The sequence below is a fragment of the Streptomyces roseofulvus genome (assembly GCF_039534915.1).
In the GTDB taxonomy this organism is placed as follows: Bacteria; Actinomycetota; Actinomycetes; order Streptomycetales; family Streptomycetaceae; genus Streptomyces; species Streptomyces roseofulvus.
Map to the genome: position 1 here is coordinate 5,759,084 of NZ_BAAAWE010000001.1, position 22,094 is coordinate 5,781,177.

At 72.7% G+C, this 22,094-nt stretch carries 21 protein-coding genes; 18 read left to right on the forward strand and 3 right to left on the reverse strand.

What is annotated here, in order from left to right; all coding sequences use genetic code 11:
* Window positions 1-39 precede the first annotated feature (39 nt).
* Entirely contained in the window at window positions 40-1,011 is a 972-nt protein-coding gene (locus ABFY03_RS26750; protein ID WP_319007909.1) for an LLM class flavin-dependent oxidoreductase, read from the reverse strand.
* A gap of 149 nt (window positions 1,012-1,160) precedes the next feature.
* Here ABFY03_RS26750 and ftsY point away from each other — a divergent pair, with 149 nt between their 5' ends.
* Window positions 1,161-2,387 carry a signal recognition particle-docking protein FtsY gene (ftsY, locus tag ABFY03_RS26755; protein ID WP_346170996.1) on the forward strand — a complete coding sequence of 409 codons (1,227 nt, stop codon included), beginning with the start codon at window positions 1,161-1,163 and terminating at the stop codon, window positions 2,385-2,387.
* A gap of 61 nt (window positions 2,388-2,448) precedes the next feature.
* On the opposite strand, the gene ABFY03_RS26760 is transcribed toward ftsY, so the two are convergent.
* Entirely contained in the window at window positions 2,449-3,102 is a 654-nt protein-coding gene (locus ABFY03_RS26760) for a bifunctional DNA primase/polymerase (protein WP_319007907.1), read from the reverse strand.
* Window positions 3,103-3,540: 438 nt separating this feature from the next.
* On the opposite strand from ABFY03_RS26760, the gene nsdA reads away from it, so the two are divergent.
* The 6 genes from nsdA to ftsH all read left to right on the forward strand — a co-directional run bounded on the left by nsdA (window position 3,541) and on the right by ftsH (window position 13,463).
* Window positions 3,541-5,016: a transcriptional repressor NsdA gene (nsdA, locus tag ABFY03_RS26765; RefSeq protein ID WP_319007906.1), complete on the forward strand. Its 1,476-nt coding sequence runs from the start codon at window positions 3,541-3,543 to the stop codon at window positions 5,014-5,016.
* Window positions 5,017-5,371: 355 nt separating this feature from the next.
* Window positions 5,372-6,718, forward strand: a complete 1,347-nt coding sequence (locus ABFY03_RS26770) for an ammonium transporter (RefSeq protein ID WP_319007905.1) — start codon at window positions 5,372-5,374, stop codon at window positions 6,716-6,718.
* A complete protein-coding gene (locus tag ABFY03_RS26775; RefSeq protein WP_015036464.1) occupies window positions 6,715-7,053 on the forward strand; it encodes a P-II family nitrogen regulator in 339 nt (112 codons plus the stop codon). The genes ABFY03_RS26770 and ABFY03_RS26775 overlap by 4 nt, the downstream gene beginning before the upstream one ends.
* A gap of 183 nt (window positions 7,054-7,236) precedes the next feature.
* Window positions 7,237-9,690 (forward strand): [protein-PII] uridylyltransferase, encoded by a 2,454-nt coding sequence (locus ABFY03_RS26780; protein WP_346170997.1) that lies wholly within the window; start codon window positions 7,237-7,239, stop codon window positions 9,688-9,690.
* 117 nt (window positions 9,691-9,807) lie between these two features.
* Window positions 9,808-11,361: a signal recognition particle protein gene (gene ffh, locus ABFY03_RS26785; protein WP_319011294.1), complete on the forward strand. Its 1,554-nt coding sequence runs from the start codon at window positions 9,808-9,810 to the stop codon at window positions 11,359-11,361.
* A gap of 143 nt (window positions 11,362-11,504) precedes the next feature.
* On the forward strand, window positions 11,505-13,463 hold the full coding sequence (gene ftsH, locus ABFY03_RS26790; protein WP_346170998.1) for an ATP-dependent zinc metalloprotease FtsH: 1,959 nt from the start codon (window positions 11,505-11,507) through the stop codon (window positions 13,461-13,463).
* A gap of 10 nt (window positions 13,464-13,473) precedes the next feature.
* Here ftsH and ABFY03_RS26795 read toward each other — a convergent pair whose 3' ends face one another.
* Entirely contained in the window at window positions 13,474-14,199 is a 726-nt protein-coding gene (locus tag ABFY03_RS26795; protein WP_346170999.1) for a methyltransferase type 11, read from the reverse strand.
* Window positions 14,200-14,540: 341 nt separating this feature from the next.
* Here ABFY03_RS26795 and ABFY03_RS26800 point away from each other — a divergent pair, with 341 nt between their 5' ends.
* From ABFY03_RS26800 to ABFY03_RS26850, 11 genes are all read left to right on the forward strand, one after another.
* Window positions 14,541-15,134, forward strand: coding sequence for a hypothetical protein (locus ABFY03_RS26800; RefSeq protein ID WP_031013958.1), 594 nt, complete (start codon window positions 14,541-14,543; stop codon window positions 15,132-15,134).
* 154 nt (window positions 15,135-15,288) lie between these two features.
* The gene (gene rpsP / locus ABFY03_RS26805) at window positions 15,289-15,720 is read left to right on the forward strand and encodes a 30S ribosomal protein S16 (RefSeq protein WP_030496986.1); all 432 of its coding nucleotides are present in this window, start codon (window positions 15,289-15,291) and stop codon (window positions 15,718-15,720) included.
* A 2-nt stretch (window positions 15,721-15,722) separates the two neighbouring features.
* On the forward strand, window positions 15,723-15,962 hold the full coding sequence (locus tag ABFY03_RS26810; protein WP_005311361.1) for an RNA-binding protein: 240 nt from the start codon (window positions 15,723-15,725) through the stop codon (window positions 15,960-15,962).
* 77 nt (window positions 15,963-16,039) lie between these two features.
* Complete coding sequence (gene rimM, locus ABFY03_RS26815; protein ID WP_319011291.1) at window positions 16,040-16,642, forward strand: ribosome maturation factor RimM; 603 nt, start codon at window positions 16,040-16,042, stop codon at window positions 16,640-16,642.
* Window positions 16,639-17,460: a tRNA (guanosine(37)-N1)-methyltransferase TrmD gene (trmD, locus tag ABFY03_RS26820; RefSeq protein WP_319011290.1), complete on the forward strand. Its 822-nt coding sequence runs from the start codon at window positions 16,639-16,641 to the stop codon at window positions 17,458-17,460. Before rimM ends, trmD begins: the two co-directional genes overlap by 4 nt.
* A 127-nt stretch (window positions 17,461-17,587) precedes the next feature.
* On the forward strand, window positions 17,588-17,938 hold the full coding sequence (gene rplS, locus ABFY03_RS26825; RefSeq protein WP_030496989.1) for a 50S ribosomal protein L19: 351 nt from the start codon (window positions 17,588-17,590) through the stop codon (window positions 17,936-17,938).
* 69 nt (window positions 17,939-18,007) lie between these two features.
* Window positions 18,008-18,871, forward strand: coding sequence for a signal peptidase I (gene lepB / locus ABFY03_RS26830; RefSeq protein WP_319011289.1), 864 nt, complete (start codon window positions 18,008-18,010; stop codon window positions 18,869-18,871).
* The gene (gene lepB / locus ABFY03_RS26835; protein ID WP_319011288.1) at window positions 18,864-19,871 is read left to right on the forward strand and encodes a signal peptidase I; all 1,008 of its coding nucleotides are present in this window, start codon (window positions 18,864-18,866) and stop codon (window positions 19,869-19,871) included. Before lepB (ABFY03_RS26830) ends, lepB (ABFY03_RS26835) begins: the two co-directional genes overlap by 8 nt.
* The gene (gene lepB, locus ABFY03_RS26840) at window positions 19,807-20,751 is read left to right on the forward strand and encodes a signal peptidase I (RefSeq protein ID WP_346172307.1); all 945 of its coding nucleotides are present in this window, start codon (window positions 19,807-19,809) and stop codon (window positions 20,749-20,751) included. The genes lepB (ABFY03_RS26835) and lepB (ABFY03_RS26840) overlap by 65 nt, the downstream gene beginning before the upstream one ends.
* 53 nt (window positions 20,752-20,804) lie before the next feature.
* Window positions 20,805-21,560, forward strand: a complete 756-nt coding sequence (lepB, locus tag ABFY03_RS26845; protein WP_346171000.1) for a signal peptidase I — start codon at window positions 20,805-20,807, stop codon at window positions 21,558-21,560.
* Window positions 21,557-22,084 carry an NUDIX hydrolase gene (locus ABFY03_RS26850; RefSeq protein WP_319011286.1) on the forward strand — a complete coding sequence of 176 codons (528 nt, stop codon included), beginning with the start codon at window positions 21,557-21,559 and terminating at the stop codon, window positions 22,082-22,084. The genes lepB (ABFY03_RS26845) and ABFY03_RS26850 overlap by 4 nt, the downstream gene beginning before the upstream one ends.
* Window positions 22,085-22,094: the final 10 nt, after the last annotated feature.

Consider the following 22,094-nt stretch of genomic DNA (forward strand, 5'->3'; position numbering starts at 1 on the left):
GCTGCCCCTCTCCTCACGACGGCTGCCCCGGCCCGAGGCTCACGCCCCGAGCCGGGGCAGCACCTCGTCGCAGAACAGCCGCAGACTCCGCCACCCCTCCTCCACCGGCATCCCCCCGCACAGCGGATGCAGCACCAGGCTCTCGAGCCCCAGCGCCGCGCACTCCCCGGGCGTCACCACCCGGTACACCCCCTCCGCCCGCAGCTCCGCCACGGTCGTGGCCGCCGACCGCACCGCCGAACGGATGTCCTTCGACTGCCAGGAGGCGTACGTCCGCGCCTCGTGCAGGAAGTGCTGCCCGTACTCCGCCCAGGTCCGGTCCGGATCCTCCGCCACGTGCAGCAGCGGCGTCACCGGGCCCGGCATCATCGTCCACCCCTCGGTGCCGTACTCCGCGCAGCGCTCCTGGTAGTACGCCTCCAGCTCCGGCAGGTGCGCGGACGGGAAGAACGGCAGCCCCAGCCGGGCCGCCCGCCGCGCCGCCGCCTTCGAGGAACCCCCGACGAGCAGCAGCGGGTGCGGGTCGGTGAAGGGCCGCGGCGTGACCCGTACCGTACGGCCGCGGTACGCGAAGGGCTCGCCCGTCCACGCGGCCAGCAGCGTCTCCAGGAGCTCGTCCTGGAGCCGCCCGCGCCGCCCCCAGTCCACCCCGCGCTCCTCGTACTCCTCCGGCCGGTAGCCGATCCCCGCCACCGTCACCAATCGGCCCCGGCTCAGCAGGTCGAGCACGGCGATCTCCTCGGCGAGCCGCAGCGGGTCGTGCAGCGGGCCGATGATCGCGGAGACCGTGACGGCGATCCGGCGGGTGGCGCCGAAGACCGCGCCCGCGAAGACGAAGGGGGAGGGCAGCCAGTTGTTCCCGACCCCGTGGTGCTCCTCCGTCTGGACCGTGTCCACCCCGTGCCCGTCGGCGTAGGCGGCCATCTCCAGCGCGGCGCGGTACCGCTCCGCCAGCGACGCACGGGTGGCGCGCGGGTCGACCAGGTTGAACCGTACGACGCTGAAGGCCATGGGGGTCCCCTCCGCGGGTGGCTGGCGGCGAGGGGCGACCATAGCTGACGTGGCGTCAGATGAGAACGGTCCCGGCGCCCCCGGAACCGCGACCCACGCTGCGTACGTACTGCGTCACCGGGCGGCTCGTGTCCGATACTGGACGGGTTATGGAACTCATCCTTGCTGTAGTCATCGCTCTGGTCGTCGCGGTCGCCGTGACCAGCGGGCTCGTGATCAGCGGTCGCAAGAAGAAGCAGCTGCCGCCGGCCGAGCCGCCGTCCACCACGCCGACCATCACCGCTCCGCCCGCCGAGCCGCACGTCGGCGACGAGGCGGAGACACCGCGGGAAGAACCACGCCGCACCGTCGAGGAGGTCGGTCTCCCGACCGCCGCGGAGGCGGTCGAGACCCCCGCCGCCGTCGAGGACCCGGTCGTCGCCGAGGCTCCCCCCGCGCCCGAGATCGAGGTGCCCGAGCCCACCGCCGGACGCCTCGTCCGCCTCCGGGCCCGGCTCGCCCGCTCCCAGAACTCGCTGGGCAAGGGCCTGCTGACCCTGCTCTCCCGCGAGCACCTCGACGAGGACACCTGGGAGGAGATCGAGGAGACCCTCCTCACCGCCGACGTCGGCGTCGCCCCCACCCAGGAACTGGTCGAGCGGCTGCGCGAGCGCGTCAAGGTGCTCGGCACCCGCACCCCCGAGGAGCTGCGCGGCCTGCTCCGCGAGGAGCTGATCACCCTCCTCGGCGACTACGACCGCACCGTCCACACCGAGAGCCCCCAGGACGTCCCCGGCGTCGTGATGGTCGTCGGCGTCAACGGCACCGGCAAGACCACCACCACCGGCAAGCTCGCCCGGGTCCTCGTCGCCGACGGCAAGTCCGTGGTCCTCGGCGCCGCCGACACCTTCCGCGCCGCCGCCGCCGACCAGCTCCAGACCTGGGGCGACCGGGTCGGCGCCCGCACCGTCCGCGGCCCCGAGGGCGGCGACCCGGCCTCGATCGCCTACGACGCGGTCAAGGAGGGCATCGCCGAGAAGGCGGACGTCGTCCTCGTCGACACCGCCGGCCGCCTGCACACCAAGACCGGCCTCATGGACGAGCTCGGCAAGGTCAAGCGCGTCGTGGAGAAGCACGGCCCGCTGGACGAGATCCTCCTCGTCCTCGACGCCACCACCGGCCAGAACGGGCTCATCCAGGCCCGCGTCTTCGCCGAGGTCGTCGACATCACCGGCATCGTCCTCACCAAGCTCGACGGCACCGCCAAGGGCGGCATCGTCGTCGCCGTCCAGCGCGAGCTCGGCGTTCCCGTCAAGCTCGTCGGCCTCGGTGAGGGCCCGGACGACCTGGCCCCCTTCGAGCCCGCCGCCTTCGTCGACGCCCTCATCGGCGACTGACGACCCCGGCGTACGCAGAAGGGCCCCGCTCCTCCAGGAGCGGGGCCCTTCGCCGTGTGTCCTACGCGTGCGTCCGGTGGCACATGTACGCCAGCGTGCCGAGCAGCAGCCGGGCCTGCGGCGGTGCCCCCGCCGTGTCCAGCGTCGGCGGCCGCAGCCAGCGCACCGGTCCGAGACCGCCCAGGTTCGACGGGGGAGCCGTGATGTGCGCGCCCGGCCCCAGACAGTGCAGGTCCAGGTCCGCGTCGTCCCAGCCCATCCGGTAGAGCAGCCGCGGCAGCTCCGCCGCCGCGCCCGGCGCGACGAAGAACTGCGCCCGCCCGGTCGGCGTCGCGCAGACCGGGCCCAGCGGCAGCCCCATCCGCTCCATCCGGACCAGCGCCCGCCGGCCCGCCGCCTCGGCCACCTCGATCACGTCGAAGGCCCGGCCCACCGGCAGCAGCAGGGCCGCCCCCGGGTACTCCGACCACGCCTTGGCCGCGTCGTCGAGCCCCGCGCCGGCCGGGACCGGCGGCGCGAAGGAGAGCGGATGCGCGCCCGGGGCCGTGCAGGCCCGGTCGCCGCAGGAGCACTGGCCGGAGACGGCCCGCGCACCGGGCTGGACGTCCCAGCCCCAGAGTCCGGTGTACTCGGCCACCGCTGTGCACTCGGTGGTGCGTGCGCGGCGCCGTGAGCCGGACCGCATCTCACGGATGCCGCCGATCGTGAAGCCCATGCCCCCTCCAACGGGTCGGACGCGCAGGTGGTTACGACCCGGAGCTCCGTCATCACGGACGGTCACGCCTCACCCGGTCTTCGTCGCCCAGGGTGGCGCTCGGTCGTGAAAGGGGTGGTGCGCACGGTGGCGCGCGCCTCTTCGCGCTTCCGTCCGCCGGCCCCGGGTCGTCGCATGTCAAGTGAATCGTGAAGAGCGCCCGGCGAGTTCATTCGAAGGGGTGGCGAATGGTGGCGTTTCTTGAAACGCCCTCACCGCAGGGGTGATCGTAGGATTACTTTCGGTACCCGAACCCCGGAGGGGCGTGCGCGGGTGGGTATGCCGGAGGCAACCGGGTTTCCCGTTCGAAGGAGTCGGAACACCGAGCGGAGTGCCGCCGGACGCGGCATTCTGATAGGGGTTCGCACGACAGGCAATCAGGTGGATGGGGGCGTTCCAGTGGGCGGCAACGGCACAGACGGTACGACTGCCGGCAAGCGCCCCAACGAGCGGCTCGGCTCGTGGTTCGTGCGCAGCGGCTGGTCCAAGGGCGAGCTCGCCCGCCAGGTGAACCGCAGGGCCCGCCAGATGGGCGCCCACCACATCTCCACCGACACCTCCCGGGTCCGCCGCTGGCTCGACGGCGAGCAGCCCCGCGAACCGATCCCGAGAATCCTCTCCGAGCTGTTCTCCGAGCGCTTCGGCTCCGTCGTCGCCATCGAGGACCTCGGACTCCGCACCGCCCACCAGACGCCCTCCGTCTCCGGCGTCGACCTCCCCTGGGCGGGACCGCAGACCGTCTCCCTGCTCAGCGATTTCTCCCGCAGCGACCTCATGCTCGCCCGGCGCGGTTTCCTCGGCTCCTCGCTGCAGCTCGCCGCGGGACCCGCCCTCATCGAGCCGATGCAGCGCTGGCTGGTGCCCACCCCGGCCGGCGAGCCCGTGCCCGGCGAGCCCGCCCCCGACGGGCGCCGCCCCCACCGGCTCTCCGAGATCGAGCTGGACCTGCTCGAGTCCACCACCGCCATGTTCCGCAAGTGGGACGCCCAGTGCGGCGGCGGACTGCGCCGCAAGGCCGTCGTCGGCCAGCTCCACGAGGTCACCGACCTGCTCCAGGAGTCCCAGCCGGCCGCCACCGCCAAGCGTCTGTTCACCGTCGCCGCCGAACTCGCCGAACTGGCCGGGTGGATGAGCTACGACGTGGGCCTCCAGCCCACCGCCCAGAAGTACTTCGTGCTCGCCCTGCACGCCGCCAAGGAGGCCGGTGACAAGCCGCTCGGCTCGTACATCCTCTCCTCCATGAGCCGGCAGATGATCCACCTCGGCCGCCCCGACGACGCCCTCGAACTCATCCATCTCGCCCAGTACGGCAGCCGGGACTGCGCCACCCCCCGCACCCAGGCCATGCTGTATGCGATGGAGGCCCGCGCCTACGCCAACATGGGACAGCCCTCCAAGTGCAAGCGGGCCGTGCGGATGGCCGAGGACACCTTCGCCGACGCCACCCTCGAAGGCGGTCCGGAGCCCGACTGGATCCGCTTCTTCACCGAGGCCGAGCTCAACGGCGAGAACTCGCACTCCTACCGCGACCTCGCCTATGTCGCCGGACGCTCCCCGACCTACGCCTCGCTGGCCGAGCCGGTCATGGAGCGGGCCGTGGAGCTCTTCGAGAAGGACCCCGACCACCAGCGGTCGTACGCCCTCAACCTGATCGGCATGGCCACGGTTCACCTGCTCAAGCGCGAGCCCGAGCAGTCCGTGGTCCTCGCCCAGAAGGCCCTCGGGGTCGCCCGCTCCATCCGCTCCGAGCGGGTCAACAACCGGCTCCGCAAGACCGTCGACACCGCCGCCCGCGACTTCGGCGACGTCGCGGAGGTCGTCGACCTCACCGACCGGCTCACCCTCCTGCTGCCCGAGTCCGCCGAGGCCGTCTGACCGGCCCGGCCGCTCCCGCGAGCCCCCGCACCCCGGCCGCGCCGGACGTCCCGTACTGCCCGACTCGGCTCCCCCGCCGCACAGGACACACGGACGCCGGCGCGGCCGGTCCACATCCCGGACCGTCCGCCCCGCGCCCGCCGGGCCGGGAGCGTACGCCCGTTACCTCCCCGTGACCCGGGCGTTCACGGTCACGTAACACACCCCCGTCCTTCGTCACTGCCCCGAAACATCGAGCGGCATCGTCGGAAACCGCGCTGCGCGAATCTCTGGCCCATAACCGGCCATCCCTCAGGCCGCCGCTCACCGCCGGCCCCGCCCCGCACAGGCCGCATCCGACGACGAGGAGACGCCGATGGCACCTGCCATCACGACCCTGGCAGCAGACGCCCCCGAGCTGTCCGCCGCCAACACCGGGTTCATGCTCATCTGCTCCGCCCTGGTCATGCTGATGACCCCGGCCCTGGCCTTCTTCTACGGAGGCATGGTCCGCGTCAAGTCCACCCTCAACATGCTGATGATGAGCTTCATCAGCCTCGGGATCGTCACGGTCCTGTGGGTGCTCTACGGCTTCAGCGTCGCCTTCGGCACCGACACCGGCGGCATCGTCGGCTGGTCCTCCGACTACCTCGGCCTCAGCGGCATCGGCGTCACCGAGCTGTGGGACGGCTACACCATCCCGGTGTACGTCTTCGCCGTCTTCCAGCTCATGTTCGCCATCCTCACCCCCGCCCTGATCAGCGGCGCCCTCGCCGACCGGGTCAAGTTCACCGCCTGGGCCCTCTTCATCACCCTGTGGGTCACGGTCGTCTACTTCCCCGTCGCGCACTGGGTCTGGGGCGCGGGCGGCTGGCTCTTCGAGATGGGCGTCATCGACTTCGCGGGCGGTACGGCGGTCCACATCAACGCCGGTGCCGCGGCCCTCGGCGTCATCCTCGTCATCGGCAAGCGCGTCGGCTTCAAGAAGGACCCGATGCGCCCGCACAGCCTCCCGCTGGTCATGCTCGGCGCCGGTCTCCTCTGGTTCGGCTGGTTCGGCTTCAACGCCGGCTCGTGGCTCGGCAACGACGACGGCGTCGGCGCCGTGATGTTCGTCAACACCCAGGTCGCCACCGGCGCCGCCATGCTCGCCTGGCTCGCCTACGAGAAGCTCCGCCACGGCTCCTTCACCACCCTCGGCGCGGCCTCCGGCGCCGTCGCCGGCCTCGTCGCCATCACCCCCGCCGGCGGCTCCTGCTCCCCGCTCGGCGCGATCGCCATCGGCGCCATCGCCGGTCTCGTCTGCGCCATGGCCGTCGGCCTCAAGTACAAGTTCGGCTACGACGACTCCCTCGACGTCGTCGGCGTCCACCTCGTCGGCGGTGTCCTCGGCTCCCTCCTCGTCGGCTTCTTCGCCACCGGCGGCGTCCAGTCCGACGCCAAGGGCCTCTTCTACGGCGGCGGCCTGGAGCAGCTCGGCAAGCAGGCCGTCGGCGTCTTCGCCGTCCTCGCCTACTCTCTGGTCGTCTCCGCGATCCTCGCCCTGATCATCGACAAGACCATGGGCATGCGGGTCAGCGAGGACGACGAGGTCTCCGGCATCGACCAGGTCGAGCACGCCGAGACCGCCTACGACTTCAGCGGAGCCGGCGGCGGCACCTCCGGGCGCACCACCGCCGTCACCGCCCCGGTTGTCACGGAGAACAAGAAGGTGGACGCATGAAGCTCATCACCGCGGTCGTGAAGCCGCACCGGCTCGACGAGATCAAGGAGGCCCTGCAGGCGTTCGGGGTCCACGGCCTGACGGTCACCGAGGCCAGCGGCTACGGCCGCCAGCGCGGCCACACCGAGGTCTACCGCGGCGCCGAGTACACCGTCGACCTCGTCCCCAAGATCCGCATCGAGGTCCTGGTCGAGGACGAGGACGCCGAACAGCTCATCGACGTCGTCGTCAAGGCCGCCCGCACCGGCAAGATCGGTGACGGAAAGGTCTGGAGCGTGCCGGTCGAGACCGCCGTCCGCGTCCGCACGGGCGAGCGCGGGCCCGACGCGCTCTAGGTCGTTTCCTTCGGATCAGGCAGCCCGGCATGATCCGAAAGAGACGGCCCAGGAACAGCACCCCGAGGGGTACGGCTTCCAGGGGTACGGCCTCCGGCCCCGGAGGCCGTACCCCTGAGCCGTACCCCTTCGGCACGACCCCCCGCCGCCCCCGCACAGCGCCCCCGAGCGAAGGAGCCGCCGGTGACCACCCTCGAACCGCAGGACGCGACCGAAGAGCAGGGACCCGAGGGCTACGCGGCGGACCGGCTGCGACTCCTCCACGAGAAGGAGCGGACCGGCCCCGAGCGCCGTACCGCCCTCGCCCGTCTCACCGACGACTGGCTCGCCGGACTCTTCGCCGCCGCCGCGCCGCCCCGGGGGGTCGCCCTCGTCGCCGTCGGCGGCTACGGCCGCGCCGAACTCTCCCCGCGCAGCGACCTCGACCTCCTCCTGCTCCACGACGGCAGCGCCCCCAAGGAGGCCGTCGCCGCCCTCGCCGACCGCATCTGGTACCCCGTCTGGGACCTCGGACTCGCCCTCGACCACTCCGTCCGCACCCCCGCCCAGGCCCGCGCCACCGCCGCCGAGGACCTCAAGGTCCAGCTCGGCCTCCTCGACGCCCGGCCGCTGGCCGGCGACGCCGCCCTCGCCGCCGCCCTGCGCTCCACCGTCCTCGCCGACTGGCGCAACCAGGCGGTCCGCCGCCTCCCCGAACTCGCCGAGCTCTGCCGTGACCGCGCCGAACGCTCCGGCGAACTCCGCTTCCTCCTGGAACCCGACCTCAAGGAGGCCCGCGGCGGCCTCCGCGACGCCCAGGCACTGCGCGCCGTCGCCGCCTCCTGGCTCGCCGACGCCCCCCGCGACGGGCTCGACACCGCCCGCCGCCGCCTCCTCGACGCCCGAGACGCCCTCCACCTGGCCACCGGCCGCGCCACCGACCGGCTCGCCCTCCAGGAACAGGACGCCGTCGCCGAGGAACTCGGCCTGCTCGACGCCGACACCCTGCTCCGCGGCGTGTACGAGGCCGCCGGCGTCGTCACGTACGCCTCCGACGTCACCTGGCGCGAGGTCGGCCGCGTCCTCAAGGCCCGCTCCGCCCGCCCCCGGCTCCGCTCGCTCCTCGGCGGCCGGGCCGGCCCGAAGGCACCCGCCGAGCGCACCCCGCTCGCCGAGGGCGTCGTCGAGATGGACGGCGAGGCCGTCCTCGCGCTCTCCGCCAAACCCGAACGCGACCCGGCCCTCCCGCTGCGCGCCGCCGCCGCGGCCGCCCAGCACGGCCTGCCGCTCTCCCCGCACGCCGTCCGCCGGCTCGCCGCCACCGCCAAACCGCTGCCGGTGCCGTGGCCCGCCGAGGCCCGCGAGAACCTCGTCACCCTCCTCGGCGCCGGCGCCTCAGCCGTCCCGGTCTGGGAGGCCCTGGAGGCCGAGGGGCTCGTCACCCGGCTGCTGCCCGACTGGGAGCGCGTCCGGCACCGCCCGCAGCGGAACCCCGTCCACACCTGGACCGTCGACCGGCACCTCGTCGAGACCGCCGTCCGCGCCGCCTCCCTCACCCGCCGCGTCGGCCGCCCCGACCTCCTCCTCGTCGCCGCCCTCCTCCACGACATCGGCAAGGGCTGGCCCGGCGACCACTCCGTCGCCGGCGAGACCATCGCCCGCGACCTCGCCGCCCGCATCGGCTTCGACCGCACCGACACCGCCACCGTCGCCACCGTCGTCCGCCACCACCTGCTCCTCGTCGACACCGCCACCCGCCGCGACCTCGACGACCCCGCCACCGTCCAGGCCGTCGCCGCCGCCGTCGGCACCGTCGGCACCCTCGAACTCCTCCACGCCCTCACCGAGGCCGACGCCCTCGCCACCGGACCCGCCGCCTGGTCCGCCTGGCGCGCCTCCCTCGTCGCCGACCTCGTCAAGCGCGTCACCGGCGTGCTCGCGGGGGAGCCGCTGCCCGACCCCGAGGCGGCCGCGCCCAGCGCCGAACAGGAACGGCTCGCCGTCGAGGCGCTGCGCACCGGCGAACCCGTCCTCGCCCTCCACACCCGCGACGAACAGCCCCTCGACCCGGACGAGCCCGAACCCGTCGGCGTCGAACTCCTCATCGCCCTCCCGGACCAGCCGGGCGTCCTGCCCGCCGTCGCGGGCGTCCTCGCCCTGCACCGGCTCACCGTCCGCGCCGCCGACCTGCGCGCCGTGGAACTCCCCACGGAACTGGGCTCCGCGCCCGGCTCCGTCCTCGTCCTCGACTGGCGGGTCGCGGCCGAGTACGGCTCCCTGCCCCAGGGGCACCGGCTCCGCGCCGACCTGCTGCGCGCCCTGGACGGCTCCCTCGACATCGCGGCCCGGCTCGCGGAGCGGGAGGCCGCCTACCCGCGCCGCCGGGGCGTCCAGGCCCCGCCGCCCCGCGTCACCGTGGCCCCCGCCGACTCCCGCCTCGCCACCGTCCTGGAGGTCCGCGCCCAGGACGCCCCCGGCCTCCTCCACCGCATCGGCCGCGCCCTGGAGGGAGCGGCGGTCCGGGTGCGCAGCGCCCATGTCTCCACGCTCGGCGCCAACGCGGTGGACACCCTGTACGTGACGCGTCCGGACGGCTCCCTCCTCCCCGACGAGGAGGCGATCGACCTGGCCAGGGCGCTGGAGGAGGCGCTGGGCTGAGGGGCCCCGGCCCCGCCTCCGGTCGCCGGATCGGGCGGGCGGGGCCACACTCTCCGGGCGGCCCGATACCCTGGAGGGCAATCCGACCGCCCACGACACCGAGGATCCGCGACCGCCGTGTTCGATACCCTCTCCGACCGCCTTGCAGCGACCTTCAAGAACCTCCGCGGCAAGGGCCGTCTGTCCGAGGCGGACATCGACGCCACCGCACGCGAGATCCGGATCGCCCTGCTCGAAGCGGACGTGGCCCTTCCGGTCGTCCGCTCCTTCATCAAGCAGGTCAAGGAGCGCGCCACCGGCGCCGAGGTCTCGCAGGCCCTCAACCCTGCCCAGCAGGTCATCAAGATCGTCAACGAGGAGCTCATCGGCATCCTCGGCGGCGAGACCCGCCGGCTGCGGTTCGCCAAGACCGCGCCGACCGTGATCATGCTCGCCGGTCTCCAGGGCGCCGGTAAGACCACCCTCGCCGGAAAGCTCGGTCTCTGGCTGAAGGGGCAGGGCCACTCGCCGCTGCTCGTCGCCTGCGACCTCCAGCGCCCCAACGCGGTCAACCAGCTCTCGGTCGTCGCCGACCGCGCCGGCGTCGCCTTCTACGGCCCGCAGCCGGGCAACGGCGTGGGCGACCCGGTCCAGGTCGCCAAGGACTCGATCGAGTACGCCCGGTCGAAGATGTACGACATCGTCATCGTCGACACCGCCGGCCGCCTCGGCATCGACCAGGAGCTGATGCAGCAGGCCGCGGACATCCGCGACGCCGTCAGCCCCGACGAGATCCTCTTCGTCGTCGACGCCATGATCGGTCAGGACGCGGTCAACACCGCCGAGGCCTTCCGCGACGGCGTCGGCTTCGACGGCGTCGTGCTCTCCAAGCTCGACGGCGACGCCCGCGGTGGTGCCGCGCTCTCCATCGCGCACGTCACCGGCAAGCAGATCATGTTCGCCTCCAACGGCGAGAAGCTGGACGACTTCGACGCGTTCCACCCGGACCGCATGGCGTCCCGCATCCTCGGCATGGGCGACATGCTGTCGCTCATCGAGAAGGCCCAGCAGACCTTCGACGAGGAAGAGGCCGCCAAGATGGCCTCGAAGCTCGCGTCGAAGAAGGGCCAGGACTTCACCCTGGACGACTTCCTCGCCCAGATGGAGCAGGTCCGCAAGATGGGCTCCATCAGCAAGCTCCTCGGCATGCTGCCCGGCATGGGGCAGATGAAGGAGCAGATCGCCAACATCGACGAGCGGGACGTGGACCGTACCGCCGCCATCATCAAGTCGATGACCCCGGCCGAGCGCCAGGACCCGACGATCATCAACGGCTCCCGCCGCGCCCGTATCGCCAAGGGTTCCGGCGTCGAGGTCAGCGCCGTGAAGGGCCTGGTCGAGCGGTTCTTCGAGGCCCGCAAGATGATGTCCCGGATGGCCCAGGGCGGCGGCCTGCCCGGCATGCCCGGCATCCCGGGCATGGGCGGCGGCCCCGGCCGGCAGAAGAAGCAGGTCAAGCAGGCCAAGGGCAAGCGCAAGAGCGGCAACCCGATGAAGCGGAAGGCCGAGGAGCAGGCCGCCCAGGCGAAGCGGGAGCAGGCCCAGCAGGGCGGCGCCTTCGGGCTGCCGGGCGCCGGCCAGGGCCCGCAGGACTTCGAGCTGCCGGACGAGTTCAAGAAGTTCATGGGCTGACACCCGTCGGCCGGGAGGGCCCGGGGCGGTTTCGAGTCACCGAAACCGCCCCGGGCCCTTCTTCGTCCGCCCGGCCCTCCCGTCATGCCCCTTCTGTCCGGATCTTCGATACTGAGGCCACTGCCGCCCCGAGGAGAGCAGACGTGGCCAACCCCGTACCCCCGCGCGACCGGACCGACCAGCCCTGGCGCTCGGAAGGGGCGCCGCCGCCCCCGCCGCCGAAGCGGAAGATGCCCGGAGGCTGGGGCAGCCTCGTCCTCACCGCGCTCGCCGTCTACCTGATCGCCAACGTCGTGCTGTCCTTCTTCAACGAGGGCGACGGGCCGACGATCTCGTACACCGAGTTCAGCAAGCAGGTCACCGCCGGAAACGTCACCAAGATCTACTCCAAGGGCGACGCCATCCAGGGCCAGCTGAAGGAGAAGCAGCCGGTGCCCGACGGCGACGGCGACTACACCAAGTTCCAGACCCAGCGCCCGGCCTTCGCCGACGACGACCTGTGGGCGCAGCTCACCCGGCAGAAGGTCACCGTCACCGCCGAGCCCGTGGTGCAGGAACGTTCGTTCCTCGCCAATCTCCTCCTCTCGCTCGCCCCGATGCTGCTGCTGGTCCTCCTCTGGGTCTTCATCGCCCGCCGGATGAGCGCCGGCATGGGCGGGGCCGGCGGCATGCTCGGCCGCAAGCAGCCGCCGAAACCGGTCGAGCTGGAGGGCGGCAGGCGCACCACCTTCGCCGACGTGGCCGGCATCGACGAGGTGGAGGGCGAGCTCAACGACGTCGTCGACTTCCTCAAGAACCCCCAGGCGTACCGGGACATGGGCGCCAAGATGCCGCGCGGTGTCCTCCTCGCCGGCCCTCCCGGCACCGGCAAGACGCTCCTCGCCCGGGCCGTCGCCGGCGAGGCCGGGGTGCCGTTCTTCTCCGCCTCCGCCTCCGAGTTCATCGAGATGATCGTCGGCGTCGGCGCCTCCCGGGTCCGCGAGCTCTTCGCGGAGGCCCGCAAGGTCGCCCCCGCGATCATCTTCATCGACGAGATCGACACCATCGGCCGGGCCCGCGGCGGCGGCTCAGGGATGGGCGGCCACGACGAGCGGGAGCAGACGCTCAACCAGATCCTCACCGAGATGGACGGCTTCACCGGCTCCGAGGGCGTCATCGTGCTCGCCGCCACCAACCGCGCCGACGTCCTCGACCCCGCCCTCACCCGCCCCGGTCGCTTCGACCGGATCGTCCACGTCAACCCGCCCGACCGCGGCGGCCGCGAGGCGATCCTCCGGATCCACACCCGGCAGATCCCGCTCGCCAAGGACGTCGACCTGGAGCAGGTCGCCCGCACCACCCCCGGCATGACCGGCGCCGAACTCGCCAACCTCGCCAACGAGGCCGCCCTGCTCGCCGTCAAGCGCGAGCAGAAGGCCGTCACCCAGTCGGACCTCTCCGACGCCCTGGAGAAGGTCCAGCTCGGCGCCGAACGGCCCCTCGTCATGCCCGAGGAGGAGCGCCGCCGCACCGCCTACCACGAGAGCGGCCACGCCCTGCTGGGCATGCTCCAGCCCGGTGCCGACCCCGTCCGCAAGATCACCATCGTGCCGCGCGGCCGCGCCCTCGGCGTCACCCTCTCCACCCCCGACGCCGACAAGTACGCCTACACCGAGGAGTACCTGCGCGGCCGGATCATCGGCGCCCTCGGCGGCATGGCGGCCGAGCAGGTCGTCTTCGGCGTCATCACCACCGGCGCCGAGAGCGACCTGGAACAGGTCACCAACATCGCCCGGGGGATGGTCGGCCGCTGGGGGATGAGCGTGACCGTCGGCCGGCTCACCGCCATCCCGAGCGACGCCCAGCAGGCGTACGGACTCTCCGCCGCCCCCTCGACCCTCGACACCGTCGACGCCGAGATGCGCCGGATCGTCGACGAGTGCTACGAGGACGCCGTACGGCTGCTGCGCGAGCACCGCGACCGGCTGGACGCCCTGAGCGCCGCGCTGCTCGCCGAGGAGACGCTGGAGGAGGAGGCGGCCTACCGGGCGGCCGGCATCGAGCGCCCCGACCCGAACGCGCCCGAACCGGGCGTCGGTCCCCGGCCGGAGACGCCCGCCTGAGGCGTACCGCCTACGGCACGCGCGCGACCACGTACCGGAAGACGTTCGGCATCCACACCGTGCCGTCCGCGCGCCGGTACGGGGCCAGCGCCTCCTCGATCTCCTTCTCCACCTGCGCGGGGTCGCCGGCCCGCACCGCCGCGTCGAAGACGCCGGTCGACAGCAGCCCGCGCACCGCGCTGGCCTCGTCCGCGTACCCGAAGGGACAGGCGACCCGGCCGTCGCCGACCGGCCGCAGCCCGGCCCGCACCGCGAGCGCGCCCAGGTCGGCACGGGGGGAGGGGCGCCGGTCCGCGAGCCGGTCGGCGAGCCGCAGCAGCCGCTCCGTCGCGCACCGCTCCGGCGGCCCCCAGCCGGCCAGCACGACCGCCGTGCCCCGTTGGGCCGCCCGGGTGAGGTCGGCCGGGCCGAAGGAGGTGCGGTCGGCCGCGTGGAAGGCGGTGACCACGTCGTACGGGCCGTCCTCCGGTACGTCGGAGGTGACCGGGACGGTGTCGGGGAGGCGGGTTCTGGCCAGTTCCGCGCGCGCGTGGTCCGCCTCCGCCCCGGCGGCCGCGGCGCCCCGGGCGGCGGCCATCAGCAGCGCGAGTCCGGTGCCGCAGTCCAGGCCGAGCAGCCGGGTGCCAGGGCCCACGCCGAGACGTTCGTGGACCGCCTCGTAGAGCGGGACGAGCATCCGCTCCTGGATCTCGGCCCAGTCGCGCGCGGGGTGGTGCGGGACGAGCGTAGGTGTCATGGATCAGGCCCCATTCCGTGCCGGACGACAGCCCCCCGTAGCCAGGGAACTGCGCTTCGCGTCCGGCGTCCAGTGCTCGGGGCGGACGACCGGGGACGAGTTCGGGCCACGCCCCGGGGACGGCGCCGACGGGAGAGGGGGGCCGGTGCCCGAAGTCGGGCACCGGCCCGGTAGTGTCCCCTCCCACACCGCTCCGGCGCGCGTGACGACACCGCGCGCCGGGGCGTATGCGCCGCTGTGCACCAGCTGTGGATGCCTCGCTACCGACTGACGGGTACGTGCAAAATATTTGAGTTGCCCCGGAATGGAACCCGGAGGGGATCCGGCTCGTTGTACCCGACGTGAGCACGACACCACCTGTCCTCGCCGCAGAGCTGGCGCAGGCGTGGGCCGACATTCAGCGGCACCACCCCGAGCTGCCGGACCTCGCCGCGCCCGAGTCCCTGATCGGAGAGTCCTCGTCCGCCTGCGGCGCCGAGCTCTCCTTCGAGCGACTGCTCCACGAGGCAGTCCACGGCATCGCCGCTGCCCGGGGTGTCCGCGACACCTCCCGCGCCGGCCGCTACCACAACCGCAGATTCCTCGCGATCGCCGAGGAGATGGGCCTCGACCATCCCGAGGAGCCGCACGCCAGCAGCGGCTTCTCCCTGGTCACGCTCAACCCCGAGGCGAAGCGGCGCTACCGGCCCACCATCGAGCGGCTGCAGCGCGCCCTCAAGGCCCACACCGTGGCCACGGCCGCCGACACCAAGCGCTCCTTCCGCGGACCGGCCGCCCGGCACGGCTCCTCGGGCGGCGGCGTCCGGGTCAAGGCCGTCTGCGACTGCGGGCGCAACGTGCGCGTGGTGCCGTCGGTGCTCGCCCAGGCCCCGATCGTCTGCGGCGGCTGCGGAAAGCCCTTCCGGATCCCCGAGACGGTGGGCGCCGCCGGCTGACCTGGCGGCGTGTGGCACAATGGTCAGCTGTACTCGACAGTCGCACAGGACCCCTCTCTCCTCCGGCTGACGCGTCCATCGGGCACCCGAGTACCGCAACCCCACGTGGCATCTCAAGTGCCCAACCACGTCAAGACCAGGAGACACCACTCCAGTGGCAGTCAAGATCAAGCTCAAGCGCCTCGGCAAGATTCGCCAGCCGCACTACCGCATCGTCGTCGCCGACTCGCGCACCCGCCGTGACGGCCGCGCGATCGAGGAGATCGGCCTCTACCACCCGACGTACAACCCGTCGCGTATCGAGGTCGACTCCGAGCGTGCGCAGTACTGGCTCTCCGTCGGCGCCCAGCCGACCGAGCCCGTCCTCGCCATCCTGAAGCTCACCGGCGACTGGCAGAAGCACAAGGGCCTCCCCGCCCCGGAGAAGCCGCTGCTCGCCCCGGCGACCAAGGAAGAGAAGCGCGCTTCCTTCGACGAGTTCGCCAAGGCGCTCGAGGGTGCCGAGGACAAGGGTGAGGCCATCACCCCGAAGGCCAAGAAGGCGAAGGCGGACGAGGCCGAGGCCGAGTCCACCACCGAGGCCTGATCATGCTCGAGGAGGCTCTCGAGCACCTCGTGAAGGGCATCGTCGACAACCCCGACGACGTGCAGGTCGCCTCGCGCAACCTGCGTCGCGGCCGCGTACTCGAGGTCCGGGTCCACCCCGACGACCTCGGCAAGGTGATCGGCCGCAACGGCCGCACCGCGCGTGCGCTGCGCACCGTCGTGGGCGCCATCGGCGGTCGTGGCATCCGCGTCGACCTCGTCGACGTGGACCAGGTCCGCTGAAAGTTTGACACCGGCACGGGCCGGGGAGGGCAGACCGCCCACCCCGGCCCGTTGCCGTACGACAGGAGAGTTCATCAGTGCAGTTGGTAGTCGCGCGGATCGGCCGCGCCCACGGCATCAGGGGCGACGTCACCGTGGAGGTGCGCACCGACGAGCCCGAGCTGCGGCTCGGCCCGGGCGCCGTCCTGCTCACCGACCCGCCCTCCGCCGGTCCGCTGACCGTCGAGTCCGGCAAGGTGCACAGCGGCCGGCTGCTGCTCCGCTTCGAGGGCGTCCACGACCGCAACGCCGCCGAGGCCCTCCGCAACACCCTCCTCATCGCCGAGGTCGACCCGGCGGAGCTGCCCGAGGAGGAGGACGAGTACTACGACCACCAGCTCGTCGACCTCGACGTGGTCCTCGCCGACGGCACCGAGGTCGGCGTGATCACCGAGATCTCGCACCTGCCCTCGCAGGACCTCCTCATCGTGGAGCGTCCCGACGGCACCGAGCTGATGATCCCCTTCGTGGAGCAGATCGTCACCGAGATCGACCTGGAGAACCAGCGGGCCGTCATCGACCCGCCGCCCGGCCTGATCGACGACCGCGCCGAGATCGCCTCCGCCCGCGACGCCGAATCCGACGACGACGGGGACTCCGCCGCGTCCGCCGACAGTGCCGAAGAGGACGACCAGGCATGAGGCTCGACGTCGTCACGATCTTCCCCGAGTACCTCGAACCGCTGAACGTCTCCCTCGTCGGCAAGGCCCGCGCGCGGGGGCAGCTCGACGTCCACGTCCACGACCTGCGGCAGTGGACGTACGACCGGCACAACACCGTCGACGACACCCCGTACGGCGGCGGCCCCGGCATGGTCATGAAGACCGAGCCCTGGGGCGACGCGCTCGACCAGACCCTCGCGGACGGCTACGAGACCGGCGCCCACGGCCCCGTCCTCGTCGTCCCCACCCCCAGCGGCCGCCCCTTCACCCAGGAGCTCGCCGTCGAGCTCTCCGAGCGGCCCTGGCTGATCTTCACCCCGGCCCGCTACGAGGGCATCGACCGCCGGGTCATGGACGAGTACGCCACCCGCATGCCGGTCTACGAGGTCTCCATCGGCGACTACGTGCTCGCCGGCGGCGAGGCCGCCGTCCTGGTGATCACCGAGGCCGTCGCCCGCCTCCTCCCCGGCGTCCTCGGCAACGCCGAGTCGCACCGCGACGACTCCTTCGCCCCCGGCGCCATGGCCAACCTCCTCGAAGGCCCCGTCTACACCAAGCCCCCCGAGTGGCGCGGCCGCGAGATCCCCGAGGTGCTGCTCAGCGGCCACCACGGCAAGATCGCCCGCTGGCGCCGCGACGAGGCGTTCCGCCGCACCGCCGCCAACCGGCCCGACCTCATCGAGCGCTGCGACCCGGCCGCCTTCGACAAGAAGGACCGCGAGACCCTCTCGATCCTCGGCTGGGCCCCCGAGCCCGGCGGCCGATTTTGGCGCAGGGTCGAGGACGTGGAAGAATAGGCGACTGCCGTCCGTCCGGCGCGCGCCCCTGCCACAGGGGGAGCCGCCCGCCATCGACCGGACGGCGTCTCCATGATTCGTACGTCACCGCTGATGACCTGTGGCATCGGCGAGGAAAGAGACCTCCATGGCCTCCCTGCTCGACCAGGTGAACGCGGCTTCGCTCCGCTCCGACCTGCCCGCCTTCCGTCCCGGCGACACCGTGAACGTCCACGTGCGCGTCATCGAGGGCAACCGCTCCCGTATCCAGCAGTTCAAGGGCGTCGTCATCCGCCGCCAGGGCTCCGGCGTCTCCGAGACCTTCACCGTCCGCAAGGTCTCGTTCTCCGTCGGCGTCGAGCGCACCTTCCCGGTGAACAGCCCGATCTTCGAGAAGATCGAGCTCGTCACCCGCGGTGACGTCCGTCGCGCCAAGCTCTACTACCTCCGTGAGCTGCGCGGCAAGGCTGCCAAGATCAAGGAGAAGCGCGACAACTGAGCTCCGGCTCACCGCTCGCGCGACGCTTCACGCTCCTCGTACAGGCGGGCCGGATAGGCTCACCCCCCGATGGACACCGAAGCACAGCACACGGAGCGCGACCCCTCTTCCCCGGCGGATCCCCAACCGGATCCCGCCACGGACGACGGGTCGCGCTCCGTGCGCGTTTCCGGGACGTCCGCCGGCACACCCGAGACCCCGGAGGACGACGAGGACGACGAGGGTGGTGCCGGGCGCGGCCCCTCCTGGCGCAGGACGGGCCTCGTCGGCGCGGCCTGTGTGGTCTTCCTGCTGCTCCTCAGCCACTTCGTGGCCCAGCCGTTCCTGATCCCCAGCGGCTCCATGGAGCCCACCCTCCAGGTCGGGGACCGGATCCTGGTCAACAAACTGGCGTACCGTTTCGGCAGCGAGCCGCGCCGCGGCGACGTGGTCGTCTTCGACGGCACCGGATCCTTCGTCCAGGAGGAGCGGGCCGGCGACCCGGTCACCGGTCTGGTGCGGGACGCCGCGGCCGCCCTCGGTCTGGCCGCCCCGGACGAGACCGACTTCGTGAAGCGGGTCGTCGGTGTCGGCGGCGACCGGGTCGTCTGCTGCGACGCCAAGGGTCGGCTCAGCGTGAACGGCGTCCGCGTCCGGGAGCCGTACCTCACCCCCGGCGACCGGCCCTCCGACGTGCCCTTCGACATCGTCGTCCCGCCGGGCACCCTCTGGGTGATGGGCGACCACCGCAGCCAGTCCAGCGACTCCCGCGACCACCTCGGCAGCCCCGGCGGCGGCATGGTCCCCGTCGACAAGGTCGTCGGCCGCGCCGACTGGATCGTCTGGCCGGTCGCCCGCTGGACCACCGTGACCGAGACCGACGCGTACGACTCCGTACCGGCGCCGCCGGCCGGAGGACACACCGTCGGGCCGCGGGGGAGCGGGCATGGGTAGCCGCGGGCGCCGGGCCGGAAGCGAGCCCGGCCCGACGCAGCCGCCGCCCGGCCGCGCCGAGCGGCGCCGGCTGGCCCGCAAGGTCAAGCGGCGCCGGCAGCGCTCCGCGCTCCGCGAGATCCCGATCATGGTCGGCGTCGCGGTGCTGATCGCGCTCGTCCTCAAGACCTTCCTCGTGCAGGCGTTCGTCATCCCGTCCGGCTCCATGGAGCAGACGATCCGGATCGACGACCGCGTGCTCGTCGACAAGCTCACCCCGTGGTTCGGCTCGGAGCCGCAGCGCGGCGACGTCGTCGTCTTCGAGGACCCCGGCGACTGGCTCCACCAGGAGGCCGCCCCGGCCGCCGAGGACCCCGTCGGGATCAAGCAGGTCAAGCAGGCGCTGACCTTCATCGGCCTGATGCCCTCCGCCGACGAGCGGGACCTCATCAAGCGGGTCGTGGCGGTCGGCGGCGACACCGTCCGCTGCTGCGGCAAGGACGGCCGGATCACCGTCAACGGCGTGCCGCTGGACGAGCCGTACCTCAACCCGGGCGACAAGCCGTCGACGATCCCCTTCGAGGTGAAGGTCCCCGAGGGCCGGATCTTCGTGCTCGGCGACCACCGCTCGGACTCCGCGGACTCCCGCTACCACCTCGACGAACCCGGGCACGGGACCATCGCCGAGGAGCAGGTGGTGGGCCGCGCCGTGGTGATCGCCTGGCCGTTCGGCCACTGGCGGCGCCTGGAGGAGCGCGAGACCTTCGCCGCCGTGCCGGACGCGCGTACGGCCACCGAGACCGCACTCGGTCCGTCGCATAGTGTGTCCTCGCGGAACGTGAACGGAATGCCCTGGCCGCCGACCCCTGCGGAACTCCTGCTCGTTATGGGAGTGGCGGGCCTGTCCCTGTTCCGGGACGGGCGGCCGCACCGAGTGAGGAGTGGATGTGGGGGAAGTGGCCGTCGGCGCACGTTCCGGACACGACGGGCCCGAGGACAGGGCCGACGGGGCCAGAGGTGAGAACGTGACGGAAGAGAACACCAGCGGCGACGGGACGTCGTCCTCCGGCGAGCGGCCGGACGGGACGGACGAGACCGACGCGACCGGCGAGAACGGCGCGCGGCCGAGGAAGCAGCGTTCCTTCTGGAAGGAACTGCCGCTCCTCATCGGCATCGCGCTGATCCTGGCGCTGCTGATCAAGACCTTCCTGGTGCAGGCGTTCTCGATTCCGTCGGAGTCGATGATGAACACCCTGAAGAAGGGCGACCGGGTCCTCGTCGACAAGCTGACCCCGTGGTTCGGCTCCGAGCCCGAGCGCGGCGAGGTCGTCGTCTTCCACGACCCGGGCGGCTGGCTGGAGACCGCGGAGACGCCCAAGCCCAACGCGGTCCAGAAGTTCCTCAGCTTCATCGGCCTCATGCCGTCCGCCGAGGAGAAGGACCTCATCAAGCGGGTCATCGCGGTCGGCGGCGACACCGTCTCCTGCAAGGAGGGCGGCAAGGTCGTCCTCAACGGCAAGGAGCTCGACGAGTCCGCCTACCTCTACCCCGGCTCCGTTCCCTGCCAGGACTCCTTCGGCCCGGTCAAGGTCCCCCAGGACCGCATCTGGGTCATGGGCGACAACCGGCAGAACTCGCTCGACTCCCGCTTCCACCAGGAGCTGCCCGGCGGCGGCACCATCGCCGACGACCAGGTCGTCGGCCGCGCCGTGGTCGTCGCCTGGCCCGTCACCCGGTGGGCGACGCTGCCCGTCCCGGACGTCTTCGACCAGCCCGGCCTGAACCCGGCGGCGGCGCTCCCCGCGGCGGCGACCCAGGCGACGGCGGCAGGCTTCGCCGTGGCGCTCCCGCTGGTGCTCTGGCGGCGGAAGAAGCGGGCCGCTCGGCATACCGCCGAGTAGCTTCCCGCGGGTAGGGTGCCGTCCCAGATCGTCGACCGACCTCTGGGGTGCACATGAGCGGAACCGGCAAGAAGAGCGACGGCCACGGCCGGCTCGGCAGCGTGCTGTCGGGACTGGCCGTGGCCGTCGGCTGTCTGCTCTTCCTCGGCGGCTTCGCCGGCGGGGCGCTGCTCTACCGGCCGTACACCGTGCCCACCGGCTCCATGGCCCCCACCTTCGAGGGGGGATCCAAGGTCCTCGCCCAGCGCATCGACGGCGACGAGGTCCGGCGCGGCGACATCGTGGTCTTCGAGGACCCGCTCTGGGGCGGCTCGACCATGGTCAAGCGGGTCGTCGGGGTCGGCGGCGACACCGTCGCCTGCTGCGGCGACCAGGGCCGCCTCACGGTCAACGGCACCCCGGTCGCGGAACCGTATCTGCGGCCCGGGCCCGACGGCACCGTCCGCGCCTCCGGCGAGGACTTCACCGCCACCGTCCCCGCGGACAGCCTCTTCCTCCTCGGCGACGACCGCGCCACCTCGCTCGACTCCCGCACCCACCTGGAGGACGCCGCCCAGGGCTCGGTGCCCCGGTCCACCGTCGTCGCCCGCGTCGACGCCGTCGCCTGGCCCCTCCCCGGTGACCTCATGGACCGCCCCGCCGCCTTCGCCGCCCTGCCCGGCGGCGTCTCCACCCCCGGCCCGCTCCCGCTCCTCCTCACCGCCGTCGCGGCCGGCGCCGTCCTCATCCTCGGCGGAGCCGCCTACGGGCCCGTGGCCGGGCGCCTGCGGACGCGGACACGGACCCCGCGCGAGAAGGTGAAGGCATGACCGACGTGACAGAGGTACGCCAGGTCGCCCGGGTCGTCCTGCTCGACCCCGACGACCGCGTCCTCCTCATGCACGGCCACGAGCCCGACGACCCCACCGACACCTGGTGGTTCACCCCCGGCGGCGGCCTGGAGGGCGACGAGACCCGCGAACAGGCCGCGCTCCGCGAACTCGCCGAGGAGACCGGCCTCACCGACGTCGAACTCGGGCCGGTCCTCTGGCAGCGCCGCTGCTCCTTCCCCTTCGCCGGCCGCCGGTGGGACCAGGACGAGTGGTACTACCTCGCCCGCACCCGCCACACCGGCCCCGTACCCGGCCCGCAGGCCCTCACCGAGCTGGAGAGCCGCAGCCTCTCCGGCCTGAGATGGTGGACCTCCGCCGAACTGTCGGTGGCCCGTGAGACCGTGTACCCCATCAGGCTCGCCGAGCTGCTGCGCACGCTGCTCGACGAGGGACCCCCCAGCGCGCCCGTCGTACTCGCCCCGGAAATCGTCGAAGGGGCGCCCGCGACTGGCGCACAATAGGGGGACGCAC

Coding starts and splice junctions, on each gene's coding strand:
- ABFY03_RS26750 (WP_319007909.1), bottom strand. CDS start 1,011: ATGGCCTTCAGCGTCGTACGGTTCAACCTGGTCGACCCGCGCGCCACC.
- ftsY (WP_346170996.1), top strand. CDS start 1,161: ATGGAACTCATCCTTGCTGTAGTCATCGCTCTGGTCGTCGCGGTCGCC.
- ABFY03_RS26760 (WP_319007907.1), bottom strand. CDS start 3,102: ATGGGCTTCACGATCGGCGGCATCCGTGAGATGCGGTCCGGCTCACGG.
- ABFY03_RS26775 (WP_015036464.1), top strand. CDS start 6,715: ATGAAGCTCATCACCGCGGTCGTGAAGCCGCACCGGCTCGACGAGATC.
- ABFY03_RS26850 (WP_319011286.1), top strand. CDS start 21,557: ATGACCGACGTGACAGAGGTACGCCAGGTCGCCCGGGTCGTCCTGCTC.
- trmD (WP_319011290.1), top strand. CDS start 16,639: ATGAGGCTCGACGTCGTCACGATCTTCCCCGAGTACCTCGAACCGCTG.
- lepB (WP_319011289.1), top strand. CDS start 18,008: ATGGACACCGAAGCACAGCACACGGAGCGCGACCCCTCTTCCCCGGCG.
- ABFY03_RS26795 (WP_346170999.1), bottom strand. CDS start 14,199: ATGACACCTACGCTCGTCCCGCACCACCCCGCGCGCGACTGGGCCGAG.
- ABFY03_RS26770 (WP_319007905.1), top strand. CDS start 5,372: ATGGCACCTGCCATCACGACCCTGGCAGCAGACGCCCCCGAGCTGTCC.
- lepB (WP_319011288.1), top strand. CDS start 18,864: ATGGGTAGCCGCGGGCGCCGGGCCGGAAGCGAGCCCGGCCCGACGCAG.
- ABFY03_RS26810 (WP_005311361.1), top strand. CDS start 15,723: ATGCTCGAGGAGGCTCTCGAGCACCTCGTGAAGGGCATCGTCGACAAC.
- lepB (WP_346171000.1), top strand. CDS start 20,805: ATGAGCGGAACCGGCAAGAAGAGCGACGGCCACGGCCGGCTCGGCAGC.
- rplS (WP_030496989.1), top strand. CDS start 17,588: ATGGCCTCCCTGCTCGACCAGGTGAACGCGGCTTCGCTCCGCTCCGAC.